Source organism: Oceanobacillus sp. FSL K6-0118, from assembly GCF_038006665.1.
In the GTDB taxonomy this organism is placed as follows: domain Bacteria; phylum Bacillota; class Bacilli; order Bacillales; family Amphibacillaceae; genus Oceanobacillus; species Oceanobacillus caeni.
Genome location: NZ_JBBOVR010000001.1, coordinates 273,768 through 295,638, shown reverse-complemented (window position 1 = coordinate 295,638; position 21,871 = coordinate 273,768). Strand labels below are relative to the sequence as shown.

20 protein-coding genes and 1 tRNA gene are annotated in these 21,871 nt (G+C 35.1%); 1 reads left to right on the top strand and 20 read right to left on the bottom strand.

Annotated elements, in window-relative coordinates; all coding sequences use genetic code 11:
- Positions 1 to 138 precede the first annotated feature (138 nt).
- The 6 genes from hpt to spoIIE all read right to left on the bottom strand — a co-directional run bounded on the left by hpt (position 139) and on the right by spoIIE (position 6,641).
- The gene (gene hpt / locus MHI02_RS01430) at positions 139 to 696 is read right to left on the bottom strand and encodes a hypoxanthine phosphoribosyltransferase (RefSeq protein ID WP_244987030.1); all 558 of its coding nucleotides are present in this window, start codon (positions 694 to 696) and stop codon (positions 139 to 141) included.
- Positions 697 to 706: 10 nt separating this feature from the next.
- Positions 707 to 2,101: a tRNA lysidine(34) synthetase TilS gene (gene tilS / locus MHI02_RS01425; RefSeq protein WP_047186917.1), complete on the bottom strand. Its 1,395-nt coding sequence runs from the start codon at positions 2,099 to 2,101 to the stop codon at positions 707 to 709.
- A gap of 81 nt (positions 2,102 to 2,182) precedes the next feature.
- The gene (locus MHI02_RS01420; protein WP_047186916.1) at positions 2,183 to 3,115 is read right to left on the bottom strand and encodes a protein kinase domain-containing protein; all 933 of its coding nucleotides are present in this window, start codon (positions 3,113 to 3,115) and stop codon (positions 2,183 to 2,185) included.
- On the bottom strand, positions 3,081 to 3,818 hold the full coding sequence (locus MHI02_RS01415) for a hypothetical protein (protein WP_341165593.1): 738 nt from the start codon (positions 3,816 to 3,818) through the stop codon (positions 3,081 to 3,083). The genes MHI02_RS01420 and MHI02_RS01415 overlap by 35 nt, the downstream gene beginning before the upstream one ends.
- Positions 3,819 to 3,912: 94 nt before the next feature.
- The gene (locus tag MHI02_RS01410) at positions 3,913 to 4,173 is read right to left on the bottom strand and encodes a hypothetical protein (protein WP_060668382.1); all 261 of its coding nucleotides are present in this window, start codon (positions 4,171 to 4,173) and stop codon (positions 3,913 to 3,915) included.
- 14 nt (positions 4,174 to 4,187) lie between these two features.
- Positions 4,188 to 6,641: a stage II sporulation protein E gene (gene spoIIE / locus MHI02_RS01405; RefSeq protein ID WP_341165592.1), complete on the bottom strand. Its 2,454-nt coding sequence runs from the start codon at positions 6,639 to 6,641 to the stop codon at positions 4,188 to 4,190.
- Positions 6,642 to 7,028: 387 nt separating this feature from the next.
- On the opposite strand from spoIIE, the gene MHI02_RS01400 reads away from it, so the two are divergent.
- A tRNA-Met gene (locus MHI02_RS01400) sits at positions 7,029 to 7,102 on the top strand.
- Positions 7,103 to 7,356: 254 nt separating this feature from the next.
- On the opposite strand, the gene MHI02_RS01395 is transcribed toward MHI02_RS01400, so the two are convergent.
- The 14 genes from MHI02_RS01395 to glmU all read right to left on the bottom strand — a co-directional run bounded on the left by MHI02_RS01395 (position 7,357) and on the right by glmU (position 21,665).
- Positions 7,357 to 7,740, bottom strand: a complete 384-nt coding sequence (locus MHI02_RS01395; RefSeq protein ID WP_047186912.1) for a S1 domain-containing RNA-binding protein — start codon at positions 7,738 to 7,740, stop codon at positions 7,357 to 7,359.
- A gap of 110 nt (positions 7,741 to 7,850) precedes the next feature.
- Entirely contained in the window at positions 7,851 to 8,231 is a 381-nt protein-coding gene (locus tag MHI02_RS01390; RefSeq protein WP_047186911.1) for an FtsB family cell division protein, read from the bottom strand.
- A gap of 5 nt (positions 8,232 to 8,236) precedes the next feature.
- Positions 8,237 to 8,836, bottom strand: a complete 600-nt coding sequence (gene yabQ / locus MHI02_RS01385; protein ID WP_047186910.1) for a spore cortex biosynthesis protein YabQ — start codon at positions 8,834 to 8,836, stop codon at positions 8,237 to 8,239.
- On the bottom strand, positions 8,833 to 9,135 hold the full coding sequence (yabP, locus tag MHI02_RS01380) for a sporulation protein YabP (RefSeq protein WP_047186909.1): 303 nt from the start codon (positions 9,133 to 9,135) through the stop codon (positions 8,833 to 8,835). Before yabP ends, yabQ begins: the two co-directional genes overlap by 4 nt.
- A gap of 113 nt (positions 9,136 to 9,248) precedes the next feature.
- The gene (locus MHI02_RS01375; protein ID WP_341165591.1) at positions 9,249 to 9,503 is read right to left on the bottom strand and encodes an RNA-binding S4 domain-containing protein; all 255 of its coding nucleotides are present in this window, start codon (positions 9,501 to 9,503) and stop codon (positions 9,249 to 9,251) included.
- Between the two features lie 5 nt (positions 9,504 to 9,508).
- Positions 9,509 to 10,957 carry a nucleoside triphosphate pyrophosphohydrolase gene (mazG, locus tag MHI02_RS01370; protein ID WP_341165590.1) on the bottom strand — a complete coding sequence of 483 codons (1,449 nt, stop codon included), beginning with the start codon at positions 10,955 to 10,957 and terminating at the stop codon, positions 9,509 to 9,511.
- A complete protein-coding gene (locus MHI02_RS01365; RefSeq protein ID WP_341165589.1) occupies positions 10,944 to 12,542 on the bottom strand; it encodes a polysaccharide biosynthesis protein in 1,599 nt (532 codons plus the stop codon). The genes mazG and MHI02_RS01365 overlap by 14 nt, the downstream gene beginning before the upstream one ends.
- Positions 12,543 to 12,756: 214 nt before the next feature.
- A complete protein-coding gene (gene spoVT, locus MHI02_RS01360) occupies positions 12,757 to 13,293 on the bottom strand; it encodes a stage V sporulation protein T (protein ID WP_047186905.1) in 537 nt (178 codons plus the stop codon).
- A gap of 133 nt (positions 13,294 to 13,426) precedes the next feature.
- Positions 13,427 to 16,948 (bottom strand): transcription-repair coupling factor, encoded by a 3,522-nt coding sequence (mfd, locus tag MHI02_RS01355; RefSeq protein WP_341165588.1) that lies wholly within the window; start codon positions 16,946 to 16,948, stop codon positions 13,427 to 13,429.
- Between the two features lie 124 nt (positions 16,949 to 17,072).
- Entirely contained in the window at positions 17,073 to 17,303 is a 231-nt protein-coding gene (locus tag MHI02_RS01350; protein ID WP_047186903.1) for an anti-sigma-F factor Fin family protein, read from the bottom strand.
- Between the two features lie 167 nt (positions 17,304 to 17,470).
- Positions 17,471 to 18,034 carry an aminoacyl-tRNA hydrolase gene (gene pth, locus MHI02_RS01345; protein WP_047186902.1) on the bottom strand — a complete coding sequence of 188 codons (564 nt, stop codon included), beginning with the start codon at positions 18,032 to 18,034 and terminating at the stop codon, positions 17,471 to 17,473.
- Between the two features lie 310 nt (positions 18,035 to 18,344).
- Complete coding sequence (locus MHI02_RS01340; RefSeq protein WP_047186901.1) at positions 18,345 to 18,941, bottom strand: 50S ribosomal protein L25/general stress protein Ctc; 597 nt, start codon at positions 18,939 to 18,941, stop codon at positions 18,345 to 18,347.
- 375 nt (positions 18,942 to 19,316) lie between these two features.
- Entirely contained in the window at positions 19,317 to 20,270 is a 954-nt protein-coding gene (locus tag MHI02_RS01335) for a ribose-phosphate diphosphokinase (protein WP_047186900.1), read from the bottom strand.
- 15 nt (positions 20,271 to 20,285) lie between these two features.
- A complete protein-coding gene (glmU, locus tag MHI02_RS01330) occupies positions 20,286 to 21,665 on the bottom strand; it encodes a bifunctional UDP-N-acetylglucosamine diphosphorylase/glucosamine-1-phosphate N-acetyltransferase GlmU (protein ID WP_047186899.1) in 1,380 nt (459 codons plus the stop codon).
- Between the last annotated feature and the right edge of the window lie 206 nt (positions 21,666 to 21,871).

Here is a 21,871-nt window from a genome sequence, read left to right as displayed (position 1 = left end):
GGAAAACTATAGTTCATCGTATCATATGGAAAACTTTATTTACAACTAATTTACCTAAAACATTCAATAAATAATATAGTGAGATTTATTCAGTGAGATCTTTCTTCTATCTCCAATTAGTCAGTAAGACAAATAATCTTATTCTCCACCATATATTTTTGGTTTAAGAACACCTATGTACGGTAAATTACGGTATCTTTCCGCATAATCCAAGCCATAACCAACTACAAACTCATTCGGAACATTAAATCCAACTAAATCTGCTTTTATGTTTGCAGTTCTTCCTTCTGGCTTATCCAATAATGTAACAATTTTAATAGAATTCGCCTTACGATATTTAAATAAATCTACAAGATAGCTTAATGTTAAACCACTATCAATAATATCTTCAATAATGACTAAGTCTCGGCCTTCTACTTTTGTATTTAGGTCTTTAACAATTTTCACTTCTCCGGAAGATTTTGTTTCATTTCCATAACTTGAAACATCCATAAAATCCATTTCAACATGACAGTCCATATTCCTCAAAATATCAGACATAAAAGGTAAGGCACCTTTTAAAACTCCTACTGCCAACGGGAACTTCTCTTTATATTCCTCTGTAAGTTGTTGACCTAATTCTTTGCATTTTAACTTTATTTCCTCCTCCGATATTAAGACCTTTTCAATATCTTCATGAATATAATCGTTTTGCATCCATATCCTCCTAGTAGTTAGCTGCTGTGTATTGTATTTGAATCCATTGCCCTTCCATTTGAGTTGTTTTTGGGTTTCCTTTCTTCAAGCCGATAAGCCATAAAATTTCACCTTTATTATCAACTAAAATGGGCCAACTATTCCGTTTATCAATGGGAATCTTCTCATCGATAAAAATATCCTTTATTTTCTTACTGCCATTTAAACCTGTCCAAGTCATGCGGTCCCCAGGCCTTCTCGTGCGAATATGTAATGGTAACGCAACTTGACTTGAATAAAACCCATGTGTAACTTTATTTTGTTCTTTATTCCTATTAATTTGTGCAGATATTACCGATCCATCAGGTAATGTAACTTCCCCGGGAATAGTTAACAGCTCATGGAAGGAATTATCTTCTTCATTCATTGGACGGGAAAATCGAAAAATTATTTTTTCATATGATTTTTCTACTCTTAATTGTAACGGAAAGTTAATACGGTTATTCGCCTTTTCCGAATATAATAATGAAAAGAATTCTTCCTCATGAATATATGACAAATTAGATGGTAAATCATTATATAGATAGTTTAATATTAGATGAAGCGCACGCCTTTGTAAAGCTTGGGGCTTCGTTTTAAATGTTTGAATTTGAAAGGTTGCTGTATTCCTTTTAGCATTAAATTCCACTACATTTTTTACCATTTCCAATGCCTTCTCCTGAAGGTACTTTTCATCTTCGTAAAGGGTTTCACTTAAATGTTGTATGGTAGTATGTATATTATTATTTTTCTCTTTTATTAATGGAAGAATATATTTTCTAAAATAATTTCGGGTATAGGCAGTATCGAAATTCGTTTCATCAATTCGAGGTTTAATATTCATTTCCTTACAATAGTTTTCAATATCTAATTTGGTTAAACATAAGAACGGACGTATAATCCATCCAGTTGAAAACTCTCGCTTCACAGGGATACCGGAGAAGGCTGTTGATGAGGCGGACCTTGTAAGGCTCATTAGCATCGTTTCAATTTGATCATCTCCATGGTGACCCAATGCTAAATAATCTGCTTGAAAGGTTTCCATTTGACTGGAAAAGAATTCATATCTTAACCTTCGGGCTGCTAACTCTGTACCTAAACGTTCTTTTTCTTTATATGTTTTAACATCTAAAGATCCAGAAACAAATTGGATTTCCCATTTGTTACATGTATCACGGACAAATTCTAAATCTAAAAGTGACTCTTCCCCCCTTAATTGATGGTCAACAGAGATAGCAATCACATTAATTTCCCATCTATTTCGATTACTATGTAGAAAATGGAGCAAGGCCATGGAATCTGCTCCACCAGATACTCCAACTAACACAGTTGCTCCTTTCTTTATTAATTGATGTTGGTTTATAAACTTCAAAACAGATTTTTCCATACGTAAACCCCACTAAATTAGCAAACTATTGATTCTACTTACTATTATATAGAAAAAGGAAGGATATCCTCAACTAAAGTGTCAAAAAATCAAAGACAGAATATAAAATCCAATAGCAACAATCGAGATTCCTCCCATTTCTATGTAGAAAGGAATATTCGATATTTTTTGATTGCCTTTTTTCTTTAACCTACTTTTATTTTGCGATTGATAAACGATTTGAAGAACATCATTTTTCATTTCGGAACTCGTCCTGTATTTTCCTGCAATAGCTTTTTTCAATGGATTACGATAAGGCTGTAATTGTTTAACTTGATCTATCTTTTTGAAGAGAAGTTTCTCGGATTGTGTCGTTCTTTCAAATCTTTGTGGATAATAAAGATGGAGAAAAACCATTACTAAGGAAAATAAATCGTAACTTGGTTCTGCTTTTCTTGTTCCTAATCCCCAGTAACCCCTATCATAAAACTCCGTGTATTCCTTTATTGCTCTTCCTGTTTGAGTTGTCCCTCCAACATCAACCCATCGTATTCTTGTAGGAGATGAAAGAACAATTAAATTATCCAGTTTTAAATCACCAAAAACCCATCCTGATTGATGGAGTTGTTCTAAATCCTCAAGAAGTTGAAGAAGAAACACCCCTATCCAAACATTTCCGTTATTCTTGACGAAAAGGGACAAGGATTCTCCTTTTAAATATTCCATAACATAGAAGGAGTACGTTGTTCCATTTGGTGATACCCAATCATCTACATCCAATAAATAAGGCCCAAGCCTAGTTCCTTGGACCTGACCGAGCGACTTTAATACGTTTACTTCAACAGTCATAGAAGTACCTTTATCACTTATCTTAAGGGCAGCTAATTTTCCACCCGATTCACATAAATAAACAGTACCTATTGCACCCTTCCCAAGCTTTCCTCTTATAAGGTATTGATTTTTATACCACTTTCCTGTAATTTTCGTTCCAGGCTTAAGATCAATACCCGAATTCTTCCACGTCTGCGCTCTCATTTCTTAAGCTCCTTAATAAGCTTTTTTTACTAAACTGGTACATCGCCTCACGTAATGCTGGTCCTGTAGGTGTTATTCCACCACTTGTTAATTTAGGGAAGACTTCTGAAATAGAATTTAATTGTGGTGACCAGTCTAAAATCTTCTGTATATCTTTTCTTTTTCCAGGAAAGCTAAAAATACAAAAACGATTTTTCCCAATTCGGGAATTCAGACTAATAGATAAATCGATTAATGATTCCTTTACCGTAGGAAGCTTGTCATACATACTTGCACTTGTATCTACTAGTACTACAACCTCTAAATCACTTGATTCTCCCAAATCCTCTACTACTTCCATGATTTCTCCACGTTTTTCCGGATCTATATTCTCTATCGATTGATTGGAGCCTAATATCTGTTTTAACTCTTTATTTACAAATCCCTGTATTGTTTGAGTCATTGCTTGACGCGTAACCATTTGCACGGTTTGAGATAATATTTCTGGATAAACAATTTGGCTCACACCACCACCTGAAAGAGCAATATCTTCTACTTCTTTTAGACCTCCTACATCCTCTGATTGATTATTTTCTAAAATCCCAATCACATTCACCGTTATTCCTTGTTCATAAGCAAGAGCTGCTACCCCAGCAGGATCTTCACCTTTATTGGAGCAACCATCTGTTATAAGTAAAATCTGCTTTAACGTCCCTTTTTTCAAGAAAAAAACCTCCCTTTTCATTCACTAGCATCATCGCCAAGGTAGAGAGGTTTTATACATTCATAAAGCTTCGGTGTGTGGATGGTCTAGCATTCTAGATTTTCGCATACGGACTCCCTCTCGCACGCGCATCTGTAGTTAAATGTAAATATCGTTTTAGCTCCATTGTTCCGCCCCCACTTAAGAGAGCATTTACATAAATGAAGGTCATTTTCCCAATATTTATATTTGCAATTACTTTATCCTTAATATTAGACATTTGCTTTAATCCCGACTGAATCAATGTTTCTATTTGTTTCGCGCGAATAAAATAAATATAAGCGATTATAAACGTTGTTATTACGTTATTTATCAAATTATTTACACTCCTTATAATGCTTTGGTATTATACATTGGGACTGAAGCCCATTTTGGTTTATTTTTATTTACCTTAGCCACTAATACCGTCATATCGTCATCTATTGTTCCAGATTTTGTTCGAATCACTTCTTCTAACAACAGATCTGCAATTTCCTGTGGATCGTCCGTTGCTATTTCCCTAAGTTTCCTCTTCATCCACATATCGGTATTTTCAACATGCATTGGGCCATCAAATATGCCATCGCTCATCATAATAAGTAGATCCTCTGACATTAGTTGTTCACTTACAATATCCACATCAAAATCTTGTATGATTCCTATTGGTAGATTACTTGCTTCTATTTTAATGACATCCTCCCCTCTTTTGATAAAACTTGGTGTGGATCCAATCTTAAGAAACTGAACAAAAGCATTATGCAAGTCGATAACTGCTAGATCCAATGTTGCAAACATTTCATCAGTAGTCCGCAATGATAGAATAGAATTAATGGACTTAATGGCAACCTTTTCTGGTATTCCAGTCTGTAAAATTTGTTGAAGTAATCTTAGCGTCTCTACACTTTCCTCTCGGGCACGTTTACCATTTCCCATTCCATCACTTATTGCCATCGCATATTTACCTGCTCCCAATTCAATAGTCGTATAACTGTCACCAGATATGAATCCGCCACCTTTTGCAGCATTTGCTGCACCAGTTGTTACTACAAACTCCCTTGCAGATCCAAAAGCTAGATAGCTTGTACCATTTGGAAACGGTGAAATGTCTTCCTGTTTCACTACAACCATTTCATTTAAGATATCGGATAATACAGGAGCAATTAATTTTGGTCCTTCTCCATGATAATTATAGAAGGAAACCTTCATTTCAATATCAACATTTCCCTTTTCTAAAGAATAAATATCGAGTTTCTCCAGTTCGATTCCCATCGCTTTTAATCCTTGTATCATTTGCTCCTCTTGTATTTCATTATTTTGCCTTTCTTTTAAAATCTCTTTGGCAAAGTCACCCATAACCTCTGAAACACCTTGTAACTGATCCGCAACTAAACGCTTACTTTCCAAAACTTGCTGTCTGAGTTTTCGATTCGCTTCAAATAAAGTGATCTCTTCCCGCATGACATCGATGACTTTTTTGGATTTCACACAATGGTTTTCAAACTCCCGTATTACTTTATGATTAGGAGCATTACCGTCTTCCATATCATCTTTCATTTCTTCCATTAAAGAATATGTTGAATCAAATTCCTTTTGCCAACACCTGTCTTTCATAAAACATGATTGGCATGTTCTTTCTGTTACCTGGGATAGGAAATAATCGGTTTCCCTCCTTTTCTCTGCTTCATCCACTGCGTAAAGTTCCGTCGTATCAAAACTTTTCGCTAATGCGTGAAACACACCTGAAAATTGTTCTACACGTTTAGCGGTTACATTTCGCACCTTTTGTAAATAACGCTCTTGCTCATGTGTATATTCCTCTGTTCCCGGGATATATCTAGAAATCCTATTAGACCAAGAAGCAGGAGTAAGAAAGAATAAGGTAATAGCAATTAATGATTCAATAAGAGAAGGGATTAACTCACTTGAGCTACCATAAATACCTATCAGGAAAGTACCAACAAGCAAGCCGATAGATACACCTATTTTTTTTCCTTCTTTTAATAGGCCACCAAGTAATCCCGAAAAGGCTAAAAGACTCATTTGATAGAGATTAGCCACACTTGCTAAAGATAGAATTAATCCAGCTACTACACCAACTGTTGACCCAATCGCCGCACCGCCTACAAAGGCAAACAATAAAACAAAATATCGAGAGAAAACTTGTTCAATAGAAGCACCGTAAATTTCCCAACCTATTGTTCCAGTTAAAATTGAAGCAATAAGAATAATCATGCAAACAATTTCTTCGTTTTTTAAAGTTGATTTATATCTTTTTGGTGATATTAGCGGAATGCTTTGCATAAAGATTAATACTAGTACCGTCCCTAATACTCCTTCAATTGCCAAAAGCACCCATTCATAAGAAGTTAATTGATTTTGGAAAGAATAAAGAAATACTCGAGACAAAATAGTTGATAGAAATACAAATAAAGGCACTAGAATTTGCTGACTCTTTTTATTCTTGAATATGGCTGCTAAAAAGATAAATACAGTCATAGCCATTATTAGGAATAGACTATGTGTGAAAGAATAACTAACAGACCCTACTAGAATAGCAAGCATGGTTGGTAGGGCTTTCGTTCGATCAACGAACCAAATTGTAGCCAAAAATGCAACTGCAAAGGGAGAAACCTCTGTTAAGATAACTGCTCTTCCTAATAGAAAGCCAACTAGAAAAAATAACCAACCTTTTTCAAATAATTGAGACTTACATTTCAATAGTAGTCTTTTACGAAACTTGCCTATCCTTTTATTCTTATCTAAACCAAATCCGCTCGATTCTATTTTTGGGATAGAACTCATCATATAACCACTCCTATCTTTTCTATTAGTAAACCACAATATGTCTTGTTTTTTTGTCAAAACAACGGAGTAAAGTTAAAGATTCGTTCGACTTCTTTCTAAATAATAGGCAAAATCCAACATTCTAGCACAGTCCTAGTAATGTATTGGTTTCACTTGATTCTATCTATACTTCATGAACAATCTAATCATTTATTTCATAATTTATAGACCTTTTTTTTCTTCAATCTTTGGCGAATTGTATTCCGACTTGACGAATTAAGTAACATCAGCTTTATTCTCTATCATATTTATACATGTTTTTCATATCATATAATTGAATATTCAATCTATGTATTTTCCATTGACAGGAGTAACGGTATATAGTATTATATTTTTTGTTGGCATTTTGGCGGCGTAGCTCAGCTGGCGAGAGCGTACGGTTCATACCCGTGAGGTCGTGGGTTCGATCCCCTCCGCCGCTATCATAACGAAAGCGCAAGCTTCTAGTTAAGAAATTCCCTAGTACCTGGGCGCTGAAGCTGAACGTAAAAAAACAGCTATCACAATTGTGATAGCTGTTTTTTTGGTAAGAAGATATTTTTAGATGGATAGGTGAGATAAAAACGTTCTTCCTTCTTAAATGAAATTAAGGCATTTTCCCAACTTCACAGTGAGTAAATGCCTTAGTTTCTTAATATATACAAGAGCATTCGCTACAATTCATAGACAGCAACTGCTAGCCTCGCTTAGCACCTCGACCTCCACGTTTGGATTCAGTATGCTTTTTCAAAGAGGCTAAACGATCCTCAGAATCTTTGAGAAAGCGGCTCATTTTAGCTTCAAAGTTCTCTTGGCGTTCTTTCTTTACTTTTGGACGGGCTGGACGGTCTTTTGCTTTCTTAATAGAAAGTCCAATTTTCCCATCCTTTTCGACATTAATGACTTTTACCTCTACTTCGTCCCCAACTTTTAGATGGTCGTTAATGTCTTTTACATAATTGTCGGCAACCTCACTAATATGAACAAGACCTGTTTTACCTTCTTCAAGTTCAACAAATGCACCAAAATTAGTGATTCCAGTTACCTTTCCTTGCAGCTTGCTGCCTACTTCGATTGACATAAAAAAAATGCTCCTCCTTAAAAGATTAGATAAAATGATACTTCAGTTATGGGGTTTCACACCCCTATACTTGAAGTTCACTTATAGTATATTAATCAAATGAAAAAGTGTCAATATGATGGTTCTTCATCTGGGATAGTAAAGATCAATTCCCCTTCTTTAGATAAGAAGTAATTTGTTCTGGCAATATCCAAAACGTAATCCTCATTGTTAAGCAATTCAATTTCCTCTTTTAAATTCTTTTCCGATTGCTTTAATTCCTTTAGCTCTTTTTCTAACTGCTCATATTGTTCCACTTTCTCAGCATAGATTGCACGCTGTTTCATATGGTATCCAGCTATGCAACCAAATATAATTAACGTAGTTACTGCAAATAAGACTAACCTACGAACTAACCGTTGTTTCTTTCTTTTCTGTCTTTCTTTGTAAGTGTTATATTGCTCCATATAGCTTGAATCAATTTTAGCAACGGTAGTTTTACGAGAAGACAAAGCTTCTACCTCCCCATTGACTTTAGTGTATTAAGCCATTTTACTAATATATTCTTTATTTTACTATAAAATCCTGCAATTTGCTTTAAAAAGTTTTTAAAACTATTTGGCAGTATAGAATAAATGGCCTTTAAAATCCATCCAATTGGAGTAAGTAGAAGCTTTAAAATAAATAAGATAATTTTCCATATTACACGAACAACACCTAAAATGATCGTGACCAATAAAGTAAAAATCCATATGATTGGTTGAACGATAAGAGCTTGTACCACTCTTTTGCAAAAGAGATAAATATTAGTTACGATTCGAATCATATGCTCTAATACTTTTTTATATATAGTTGCTGCAAACACTTGGTACATAGCAAACCCTAATAAGCAGGCAATAAAAATATAGAACCTAATTTCACCTGAATTGACCAGAAATAGAATATAGAATAATATGGCGGTTTGGGTTAACCAAAAGCAAATTTCCATCAAGTAGGCTAAAACTACTTTACGCTTCCAGTATGGAGTAAATCGACGAAAGGTATCAAGGGCTATTCCTAAGTAAAAGCCACTTAGAACCATGGAAACCATGGTCATAAACTGAACACTAATCGTCATCTAAATAACTTGCTAAAGAACCCTTTAGCTTTCTCCTGCCCCTGATCATCTACATAGGAAAGCTCATAAATTTTACCCTTAATCGTCACAACCCCTTCCCCGACATCAAGGTTTTTCAATTGCAAATTTTGGCCGCGTACGATTAAATATCCCATTACTGTTTCCAGTAAGAACTCTTCATTGTCAAAACTATCGACTTCTTTAACCCCAGTTATTTCTAAATCTCTTCTTTGATTTAATTTTAAAAAGTGATCAGTTTGTACACGTGTCACGTTTTCCTTATTCTCATAATAATTCATAATAAAACGCCCTCCTTATCACTATTAATTTATGAAAGGAGGGACAAGTATAGAACTAGTCTTTTGCTTTATTCTTATTCATAAATGCATTCTTGATCATCTTAGGAAGTCACTTAAATTTTCTCTTCCTTCACTAATGTATAAAGAGTCTCTGCTTCATCTTTCTTTACTGTTTCTCGAATATCATTTATCTTAAATGTGACTATCTTTTGTCCAAATTGAATGGTCAATTCATCGCCTTTAGATAAAATAGAGGAGGCCTTTGCCTGATTTCCGTTTATTTTTATCCTCCCTTGTTCTGCAACTTCCTTCGCTAGAGTACGTCGCTTAATAATTCTTGATACTTTTAAAAATTTATCCAACCGCATCCCTATCACTCTCTTTCCTTCGCTTGATCCCAATATTGATCCATCCATTCCAATGATGCCTGTCCTATATCCACACCATCAGCCTTTAATTTTTCCTCTATATAAGTAAATCGAGAAGTAAACTTTTGATTTGTTCTTTCTAATGCTATTTCAGGATTAATTTTATAAAATCTTGTTAAGTTAGCGAGAACAAATAGAACATCACCAAATTCCTTCTCCATTTCTTCCCTGTCATTTTTTGCAATTACCTCTTTAACTTCCTTTATTTCCTCATCGAGTTTTGCCCATATATCGGATACCTGATCCCAATCAAATCCTACTTTCGCAGCTTTTTTCTGTATTTTGTATGCCTTCAATAAAGCAGGTAATGGTTTAGGAACACCATCTAAAGTGGATTTCCGTTTGTCTCCCTTTTCCTGTTTCTTTAGTTCTTCCCAATTTTTCGTAACCTCTTCTGAAGAGTCTACTAACACATTACCAAACACATGAGGATGGCGGAAAATCATTTTATTCGTAACTCCACGAATCACATCGTCTATCGTAAAATACCCATCATCTTCCCCTATTTGGCTATGTAACATAACGTGCATAAAAATATCGCCTAGTTCCTCAATGATTCCTTCATCATCTTGATTATCAATAGCTTCGATTAATTCATATATTTCCTCAATGGAATGTTCCTTTAATGACTCATGCGTCTGCTCACGATCCCAAGGGCAACCATCAGGGGCCCTTAATTTTCTCATAACCTCTCTAAAATTATCAAAAGTATGATTTAATAGATGATTTGGCACTGGTGCAACATAAACACTCGTTAAGTTACTTATCTCCACTTGGTGGTCTAACTCTACTAGTGGTACCGTTCTAATTACTTCCCTTTCACTACCTGCCGCTTCTATAATGGTGACTTCGTAATCAGGTGGTAAATCTTCTAATAGAGCAAGCTTTACATCTGATGCAATAAATTGATCATATACTTGGCAGAAAATTACATGCCCACGATACGAAATTTCACTTCTTTCAAATGAGGTACCATCTAAAAATTGAAACCCTTCAATTGGATCAATCCTTAATGCTGTAAAAAGGGCATCTAAATAACTTTGACCTCCATCGACATTTACATCTACCTCATCTTGCTCCAATAATAATTGAACCGTCCTCTCGGCTAGCATTGGATGGCCCGGAACAGTATAAACGATATTAGTTGATTCTTTTGCAGATTCAGTCAAAGTAGAAACTATTCGTTTATACACTTCTTCAAACGTTTCCTCTTCTTCATATAGATAATCAAAGGATTGGAAATCTACTCCTTCTTCTTTTAACACCTTAATAGCAGGATGGTCCAATGTCCGGGTGTATATGACTCCATCCATATTTTTCAGCTTTTTATATATTCCAAATGGGAGCTGGTTGATGTCCCCAGCGCCTAATCCCAGCACGTCAATTTTTGCCATTACTTTTCCCTCCTTTATATATACGAATAAACCATGACGCTTTAGGCAACAAACTTAATTGTCTTTCCGATAGTGCCTTTCCTCTTATCAAGGTATATAAAAAAATACTCGCACCTATTACAACAACAACCATGACATAAAGGAATAAATGAAATCGACTTTCAAGAAAATGATCCTGTATGAATAAATTTGCAGCAATAAGAAAGATGATCATCGATAACGATGATTTTATGAGTGTTTTCCATTTTATACTCTTTAGAAAATGTAACTCTGGTAAATTTCGTTCTATGTCTATTAAAACAATGACTAGTAATCCTAATAAACTAATTACCGTTGCAACAGATCCACCAATAAGCCCAAATAACGGAACAAGCCAAAGGTTTAATAACCCCTTTAAGATAAACATGATAACGATAAGGCTTGCTGTACGTTTAATATACCCTAAACCTTGTAATATAGATGACGCCGTAATTGCCAAGGAACTTAAGAAAAGCGACATAACAAGTATTTGTAAAGCGAATGTTTCTTTACCATCTTTAAACAATAAAATATTAATTTCTGGTAGTATTACAATCAAACCAATCATTGCAGCAAAAGCTAAATAAAAACTAAAAAGCAATGCACTCCGTATGTAAAAGTAAAATTCGCCCTTCTGATGTTGTAATTTTTCTTTTGAAATAGATGGAATAAGTGCTAATGCAAAGGATGATCCTAATACAGTTCCTATTTGAATTAACGGTTGACCTCTATCAAATACTCCTTTTACCTCCATTGCTTCGGTTGTAGTTAAACCAAAATCCACTAATCCCGAAACTAATGTTAAGGAATCTGCAAATTGAATTACTAATAAAGTCATATGATTTAAGGTTGCAACTACACCAAATATTAAAAGTGTTTTTACATAAAGGCTCCATGGAATAGGATGTGAGCTAAAGGATATAGGTTTTTTGAAAAAGAGAAAAATAAAAAGGATAATAATAGCTATTATTGCCCCTGTCAAAGAAGCAATTACCGCTGCATTTCCAATTATGTAAATATCAAATACTTGATTTGCAATAAGTATTGCAGCCATGATGATGAAAAATACACGAATGAGTTGTTCTCCTATTTGGGAATACGCAGTAGGTTTCATATATAAATTCCCTTGGAAAACACCTCGCAGTAAAGCAGTAAAAGGAACTAGTAAAAAGGTAAATGAAGCAAATTGATAAGTGGAAGCTAGATTAGGATCACCTATCAAATTAGATAATGGATGAGCAAAAAGAAATAAAAATACAAAAAAAACACCATTTACAATAAACAAAATGGAAAATATGGGAATATAGAAACTTGTAAAGGATAGTCTTTTTCCTTCCTTTTTTATTTCTATTATTATTTTGGATATAGCTTGAGGAAATCCATATAAAGATAACATCATTGCAATGCCCAAAAAAGGATACACCTGCTGATAAATATAAAATCCAACATCCCCTGTTAAGTTTTGCAATGGTATGCGGTATCCGGCACTTAATATTTTACTAATTAATCCAGCTAAAGTTAAGAGTAGCGCTCCCTTAACTAGCTGATTAGATTTATTTTCTTCCATTTGTGTATAACCTCAGGTAATTATTAGCTCTATTGTTCGTATTTCCATTTTAATTATAGCACAGTTACCTTTATCATTTATTTATTAAATTAGTAGACCGAACATTTGACTTACTTATATCTTAGTTGTACTTTTTCAGGCAAGGGGAATTTTTATAATTTCACTGCTAAAAATAAGCAAAAACCAGATTAAGCTGATTTTTGCTCATTTTGCTCTACTCCATTTGCCTTGCTAAAAAGCTTGAAGCAGTTTCTGCTGACTTCTGTTCTACATTGGTAAGCTTGTTTCCTTCTTTTGTAAATAGGAGTACACAACCAATCGGGTCACCATTCGCTATAATAGGATTTACACAATAAGAGTCTATTTCTTGTTCATGCCCATCTAAGATTTCTAAACTTTTTACTTCTGTTTCAAATACCTTTGTACGGTTTTCAATTATCTTTGTTATTTCGGAGCTAATAATCTTATTTAAGTAATCTTTCTTAGACTCACCAGAAACCGCAATAACTTCATCACGGTCACAAATGAGTACTGGAACTTGTAATGAATCAAATAGTGCTTCAGCATATTCCTTAGCAAAGTGCCCCAATTCATTAATTGGTGAATATTTTTTCAGTATAACCTCGCCTTCTCGGTCGACGAAAATCTCTAATGGATCACCTTCACGAATCCGTAAAGTTCTTCTAATCTCTTTAGGAATTACCACCCTTCCTAAATCATCAATTCGACGAACGATACCTGTTGCTTTCATTTGAGTAGCCTCACTTTCTATGATGATTACAATTACTTCCGTTTGTAAAATATGTTCGGGATGTTCTATAACCACCAGGTGTGATTTTAGTATAAGACAACTCAATAAGAACTATACATTACCTACCAATTTTTTAGCCATTTCTATCCACTGTATTTAATTTTTTTATGAAGTCCTCAACTATTTTATATCTTTCCTTTGTTTTATCCGTATATTTAACGGTAATCTTAAGCTTATTATTTTCCGTTCCTAATTGGACATTTCGGCCAAACTGATTTGCTAGTTCAAATAATTTTGACCCGTCAATTGCTTGACTTCTATCTTCACTTACGAGTAGTGTAATTTTATTATTTTTTTCTGAGATAGATTCTACTTTTTCCTTCTTAGAATGCATCTTTAGTGCGGAAACGATAAATAGATTTTCTACTTCTATTGGGTAATCCCCGTAGCGATCAACTAATTCTTCCTTTAATTCACTTATTTCCTCACCTGTTTCCAAGGTATTGAAATGTTTATAAATCTCGATTTTTTGCCTTTCATCATTTATATATTCATCTGGTATATACGCATCTAATTTAAGGGAAAGCTCAGGTTCGAATGGCTTAATATTCTCTTCGTCTTTTCCTGCTTTTCGAGCTTCAATTGCTTCTTTCAACATTTGGGAATACAGATCAAATCCAACAGAATCAATAAATCCATGTTGTTGTGAGCCAAGTAAGTTCCCTGTGCCACGGATTGATAAATCGCGCATTGCAATCTTGAATCCGGAACCCAATTCAGTAAATTCTTTTATTGCTTGAAGTCTCTTTTCCGCAACTTCCGTTAATACCTTATCTTTCTGATACGTAAAATATGCATATGCCACACGATTAGATCTACCAACTCGGCCTCGTAATTGGTAAAGCTGACTTAAGCCCATGCGGTCTGCGTTACTTATAATTAATGTATTTACATTGGGGATATCCACTCCTGTTTCAATAATCGTGGTACTAACAAGAACATCATATTCCCCTTCTAAAAAGCTAACAATAACATTTTCTAATTCTGTTTCTGTCATTCTCCCGTGAGCAACGCCAACTCTTGCTTCCGGTACTAGCATTCCTAAATCTCTAGCTATTTTATCAATATTCTCCACTCGATTATATAAGAAGAAGATTTGCCCGCCACGAGCCATTTCCCTCTCAATTGCTTCCCTTACCAATATCGGGTTATATTCCACTACGTAGGTTTGAATAGGGAAGCGGTTTTCCGGTGGCGTTTCAATAACAGAAAGGTCTCGAACCCCAAGCATGGACATATGCAATGTCCTTGGAATTGGAGTGGCTGTCAGTGTTAAAACATCTACATTTGATTTTATTTGTTTAATCTTTTCCTTGTGTTTTACCCCAAAACGCTGCTCTTCATCAACTATTAACAGACCTAAGTCTCGGAATTCAACATCTTTAGATAATACTCGATGTGTGCCAATAACGATATCTACCGTACCCTTTTTCATTCCGTTAATGGTCTCGGTTTGTTGTTTTCTTGTACGGAACCTGCTTAGTAAACCTATGTTAATTGGATATCCTTGGAAACGCTCTCTGATCGTTTCATAATGTTGTTGTGCTAAGATGGTCGTTGGCACTAAAATGGCCACTTGTTTTCCATCCATAATGGCTTTAAAAGCCGCACGTATGGCAACTTCCGTTTTCCCGTAACCTACGTCCCCACATAACAAACGATCCATTGGACGATCTTTTTCCATGTCTTGTTTAATTTCTGCTATACATCTTAACTGATCTTCTGTTTCTTGGTATGGAAAGGAAGCTTCAAACTCCCGTTGCATTTCGGTATCTTTTGAAAAGGCATAACCTTTTCTCGATTCTCTTTCTGCATAAAGCTTAATTAAATCATCCGCTATATCTTCCACACTTGACTGGACTTTTCTCTTTACTTTTGTCCACTCTGTACCACCAAGCTTATAAAGCTTTGGTTCCTTCCCTTCTGCCCCGACATATTTTTGTACAAGGTCGATCTGATCGATTGGGACATATAACTTATCATCACCGGAATAACGAATAAGCATAAAATCTTTGTGAAGGTTGTTTAATTTTAATGTTTCGATTCCTAAGTATTTACCAACCCCATGATTTGCGTGAACAACATAATCTCCAACTTTTAATTCTTGGTAACTTTTTATTCTTTCCGCATTAGAAACCTTTTGCTGTCTTCTAGCTCGTTTTACACGTTTTTTAAATAACTCATTCTCTGTTATAAATACTAGTTTATGCATTGGCAGTTCAATACCACCACTAATATTCCCAACTGTAATCGTTGGCTTTTCTACTGGAAGTTTCAATTCCTTTGTAACAGCTGCATCTATATCATAATCCGTTAAAATAGAGTGGATTTTTTCTGCTCGTTGTTCATCTGGAGCAAGTATAACAACTGAAAACTCCCCTTTTTCCCAACGAACTAATTCATTCTTAAATAAATGCATTTGCCCATGAAACTCTTGCATAACCCTGGAAGATAGGTTAACAATGTTCTGTGGGTTTGTGTTTGGAATATGGCGTAAAAATACAGACATGTACAATCGTTGCTGTGACATATTGTCCATGACAGTTTGCCAATCATATGAAAATCTACTATTCTGAACCATTTTACCTGATTCTAATAAGCTTGAGTACCATTCCGCTTCTTCTGTATCCAAGTTCACCGCTGTTTCTTGTACCCTACTCATCTCATCTAAGATAACTAAACCATCTTTAGTAAGGTAATCTAATAAACTAGCAGGTTCATCATAAAAATAGCCAATATATTTATACATTTCCTGAAACCGCTCAATATTCTTTAATCTACTAATGTCCTCTTCCATCGTTTCAATTAGATGCTCTTTAACTTCTGACTTTTTCATTTTTTTCAAGGAGATAGCTAAGGCATCTTCTAATTTCCCTGCGGCGGCCATAATATCCTCGTCTGTTAATAGTAATTCTGAAACAGGCTTTATAATAATTTCATCAAGTTTGGATAAAGATCGTTGTGTTTCCGCATCAAAGAAACGTATGGAGTCAATTTCCTCATCAAATAATTCAATTCGAATGGGGTTTTCCTCCGTTAGAGGATAGATATCGATAATTCCTCCGCGTTTACTAAATTCACCTGGAGTTGTTACCATTGATGCCCTTTCATAACCCATATCGATCAAAAATGTAAGATATTTTTCTATATCTATTTCCTTGCCTAATGTAAAAGTTAGTTGATATTTATTCCAATAATTTGGTGGGGGCAATATACGCTTTAAAGCGGCTACAGGAGCAATTAAAATCCCTGACTTATTTTTCGTCCACTCTGTTAATGCCTCAATTCGCTGACTTCTTAGTTCTGGGCTTGAAAATGCGATTTCAGAAGCGATTAATTCATTAACAGGATATAAATGAACATTTTCTTCCCCTACAAATACGACCAAATCATCGTATAAGCTTTGCGCATGTACAAGTTGGTGTGTAACTAATAAAACTGGTTTTGTAATAGATTGGTTAATAACAGAAACTAGCATACTTCTTGCGGAACCAGATAAACCAGCAACTAGCTGTTCGTTCATACCACTTGTAATTCCGTTAATAACGGATTGTATGTCTTCTTGTGATTGTAAATATTGTTTAATTCCTTTCATCATATACCCCCGCTTATCGTACGTGTTCAAAAAGGAGGATGAATCCTCCTTTTGAACAACCTCTTATATTGCAATTAAGCGCAAAAATGCCTTGGTCTATAACCAAAGCTGTTCTTGCATTCTTTTATTGTATAAAGAAATCAAGCTCGTGATACTGTGGATTTTCTCCTAGTGTTTCTTGACAACTCTCACAAATCGTTCGTACAAGGATATCTCCATTATCACGATATTGTATCATCTCTTGTTTTTCCTCTGCAGATAATTGATTAAACCCTAATAAGGAAGTATCTATCATTTGATTATCCAGCCTACCAATCTCTAGTCCACAATGTCTGCAATTATAGACAATTGACAAAGAAACTCCTCCTCAAATATCAAATTCCTTATTAAAGAAGTTTAACCTAATTGCATCATAATATACATGTACAGACCGTTGTGGATGCTGAAATGTCTAGCTCCAGCGCTAAAGCCGTAGCGAGACTTCCTTCACCTCTGTGCGATAAGTCTTGCGCTTTTCTTTTATTAATTGTTGTATGTGTTCATTACTTCCAAAAATGGTTTGCCTTTTAGCCATTCTTCACAAGCATCGGCAGATTTATGAATACTTGCCTTAATGGCTTCCTCATCTTCCTTTGGAAATTCTCCAAGTACAAAATCTACAACAGGTATATTGAATTTCGGTCTTCCAATACCTACACGAATTCGCTTGAAGTCTTTTGTCCCTAAGTGATCAATTGTATTCCTTACACCATTGTGTCCACCATGACCACCCTTTTGACGTAATCTAATTTTCCCAGGAGAAAGATCAAGATCATCGTAAATGACGATTATGTTTTCAAGTTCCATATTGTAAAAGTCCATCATGGCTCGTATCGATTCACCTGAAAGATTCATAAATGTTTCGGGCTTTAGGAGAACTACCTTTTCTCCTTCAAAGTGCTCTACGCAAAAGTTTCCCTTAAATTTTGATTTATTTAAATTCCAATTATAACGATTCGCCAACTCATCTATAACCATGAAACCAACATTATGTCTCGTCTTTTCATATTTTTTCCCTGGGTTACCTAAACCTACAATACATTTCATTTTTCCCTATTTCCTTTTTTTAGTTTTTTTCTATTTAAAAATAGCATTTCACTAACTTACCTCATTATATTGGGAAATTTGATTAGAAAACTTGGCGTTCTCCAAGCTTTTGGGTGAATGCCTTCGTTGTACTTATACAAATTTTTACGGTGGGCGAGTAATCAGACCCTAGACGGGAAAAATCTTTATACTTTCCTACCTGCGAAAAAATACAATAACCCCTCCTATAAGAATGGTTATTCCGATTCTTGAAGGAGGGTTATCGTTACAAAATAATATATTATATTTATTTATTCTTACATATCAAGCTTCATTCTTCGTCTGATTCTTGAGCTTCCACTTCTTCAGCATGCTCTTCTGATACTTCATTATCAGGAGCCAATACACTTGCAACAGTTGTCTCAGGATCCTCTAATAATTCAAAATCACCCGATACAGGTATGTTGGATACTGTGATTGTATCACCGATTTCAAGTCCGGATGCATCAACAGTAATTTCTTCTGGGATATCATTAGGTTTCGCTCGTACCTGTAATTCGAATAAAGGTTGTTGTAGAATACCTTGCTTCGGCTCTCCCTCTAATCGTAAAGGAACTGTAACATCAATTGCTTGAGACATATCCGCCATATAAAAGTCAACGTGAATTAATTCACCTTTTAATGGATTCACTTGATATTCATGAAACAACACATCTACTTTGTCCCCAGAATCAATATCTAAAGATAAAACAGCATTTCTTCCTTCACTACGAATTACCTTTATTAGTTCCACTTCATCAACAGATATGGTTTGAGGATCCTTCTCTTTTCCATATACAATACCTGGAACTTGTCCATTTTCTCTAAGAATTTTATTTTGAGATTTTGTTAAGATTTCTCGCTTTGATGCTTTTAATGACACTGACATATTATCCATCCTCCAAAATTTTTTTCGAAATCAAACATACATTAAGAAAAGCATAGACGCCCGGTTAGCAACGTACAAACTGGAGCACTTCGCAATGAGATAAAGGAAACACGGTGAGCTGGAAGCGAACCGATGTTGACTTATCGTAGTGAAGAAGTGTGAAGTTTGCTAGTTGCTGGGCGATGACGCTAGACATTAAAAATACGTATTCCATCTTTCTTAAACCTTGGATATTCTAAGTGATTATATTGCCAATACATTTATTCCCTTATCTAAGCAAGTCTAAACATTTTAAAATGTATAAAGAAGAGTTCCCCAGAAGTTTAAAGTGGGATAAAATTCCCTTCCTATACAAGTGTACCTAATAACGAATATTTAATCAAAGAGAATACTAACAGATTGTAGTTCATGAACACGAATAATCGCTTCTCCAATAAGTGGTGCTACAGATAATTTAGTTATATTCTCAATTTCCTTTTCTGGTGGTAGCGGGATGCTATTCGTAACTACCAATTCCTTAATTTGTGAATTCCGAATTCGCTCAATTGCTGGACCTGATAACACAGGATGTGTACAACAAGCATAAACTTCCTTAGCACCGTGTTCAATTAATGCATTTGAAGCCAATGTAATCGTACCTGCTGTATCTATTATATCATCTATTAAAATTGCCGTCTTCCCTTCGATGTTCCCTATGATGTTCATCACTTCTGCTACATTTGGGCGAGGTCTGCGTTTATCAATGATTCCAATTGGCGCCTTTAGGCGATCAGCCATTTTACGTGCACGAGTAACTCCACCATGGTCTGGTGATACTACAATCACGTCATCTAACCCTTTAGACTCAAAATAATTAGAAAGGATTGGAACCCCTTGTAAATGATCAATTGGAATATCGAAGAATCCTTGGATTTGTGGAGCATGTAGGTCTAATGATATAACACGATCAGCTCCTGCTGTTTCAATTAAGTTTGCAACTAATTTTGCCGCTATTGGTTCGCGTGCACGAGCTTTTCGATCCTGTCTTGCATAACCATAATAAGGCATTACAATATTAATTGATTTAGCGGATGCTCGTTTTAAAGCATCTATCATAATTAACAATTCCATTAAATGTTGATTAACTGGGGCACAAGTCGATTGAATAACGTAAACATCACAGCCACGAACACTTTCTTCAATATTGATTTGTACTTCCCCATCACTAAACTTTGAAACAGTACATTTCCCCAAAGATACTCCTATATGATCAGCTATTTCTTGTGCTAATTTAGGATTAGAATTTAGTGATAATACCTTCAAGGAACCATCGGTATAATTAGATGACATGAATTAGAACCTCCGTTAATCTCTTTTTCTATTTTTTAGTTTTGATGCATAGCCTTCTTTATTCGTTTGTCTTGCCCGAGCAACAGATAGTGCCTCAGTTGGGACATCTTTTGTAATGGTAGAACCTGCAGCTACATAGGAACCTTTTCCAATGGTTACTGGTGCTATTAAATTAGAGTTACAACCAATAAAAGAATCATCTTCTATAGTAGTTAAATATTTATTCACTCCATCATAGTTCACTGTAATTGTACCACAACCTATATTAACATTGCTTCCTACTTGTGCATCTCCGACATAACTTAAATGAGAAGCTTTACTTCCTTCCCCCACGACAGATTTCTTAATTTCTACAAAATTACCAACCTTAGCTCCATGTCCAATGGTTGAATCTGGACGGATATGGGCAAACGGACCAATGTTAACACGGTTACCAATCTTACTATCACTAGCAACACTATGTCTTATAACCGTAGATTCTCCTACTTCACAATTAATTATTTCACTATTAGGGCCAATTTCGGCATTTTCTTTTATAATGGATGCACCTTTAATGATCGTACCCGGATATATAACAACATCAGGTTCAATCATCACTTCGGGGTGAATGTATGTGTTTTCTGGGTCAATAATGGATACGCCATTTCTCATATGTTTTTCATTAATTCTTTGTTTCATAGTTTTTTCCGCCCTAGCTAAAGCAACACGATCATTAACTCCGAGTGTTTCATTAAAATTATCCGTCATAAATGCAGTAACTTTCTTTGAATTATTTCGTAATATTTCAATAACGTCTGGTAAATAATACTCACCTTGTGCGTTATCATTGGATACTTCTTTCAAGGCTTGAAACAAAGCCTGATTATCAAAACAGTATGTACCTGTATTAATTTCAGTAACTTGGAGTTCCGCCTCATTTGCATCCTTATGTTCAACGATTCGTTCCACTTCGCTCGCCGCATTACGAATCACTCTTCCATATCCAGTAGCGTCATCCGCCTTAGCTGTCAAGATGGTAGCACTCGCACCTTCCCCTTCATGATGTTTAATTAGGGCCTCGTATGTACCATTTGTGATTAATGGAGTATCTCCACAAACAACAATAGTTGTTCCCTCTTTATCCTGTAATAATGATTTTGCCTGAATAACAGCATGACCTGTTCCTAGTTGTTCTTCTTGAATGACAAATTTGCTTTGGTTTCCGATTACATCTTTCACCATTTCTGCACCAAAGCCAACAATTGTAACTGTTTCATCTAAATTTAGGGGAGTTAATTGGTCAATTACATGTTGAACCATTGGACGCCCCATTACAGGATGTAAAACTTTATAGAGCTTAGACTTCATTCTTGTACCTTGACCAGCTGCTAAAATCACAGCATACCGATTCGTCATAAGGATACCTCCAATTATTACTATTTTCCATAATAAAATATATCCTAAACAAGTTCTGATTTCAACATATTGATAATATGTATATCATTAGATATTTACTATTTTGCCCAATTTCTGGATATGGTTGCCAATTTATGTGAATGTTGTCTTGTGGGGGGAATATTTTGGGGATTTTTAGTAAATAAAAAGAAGGTCAACCTTACTTA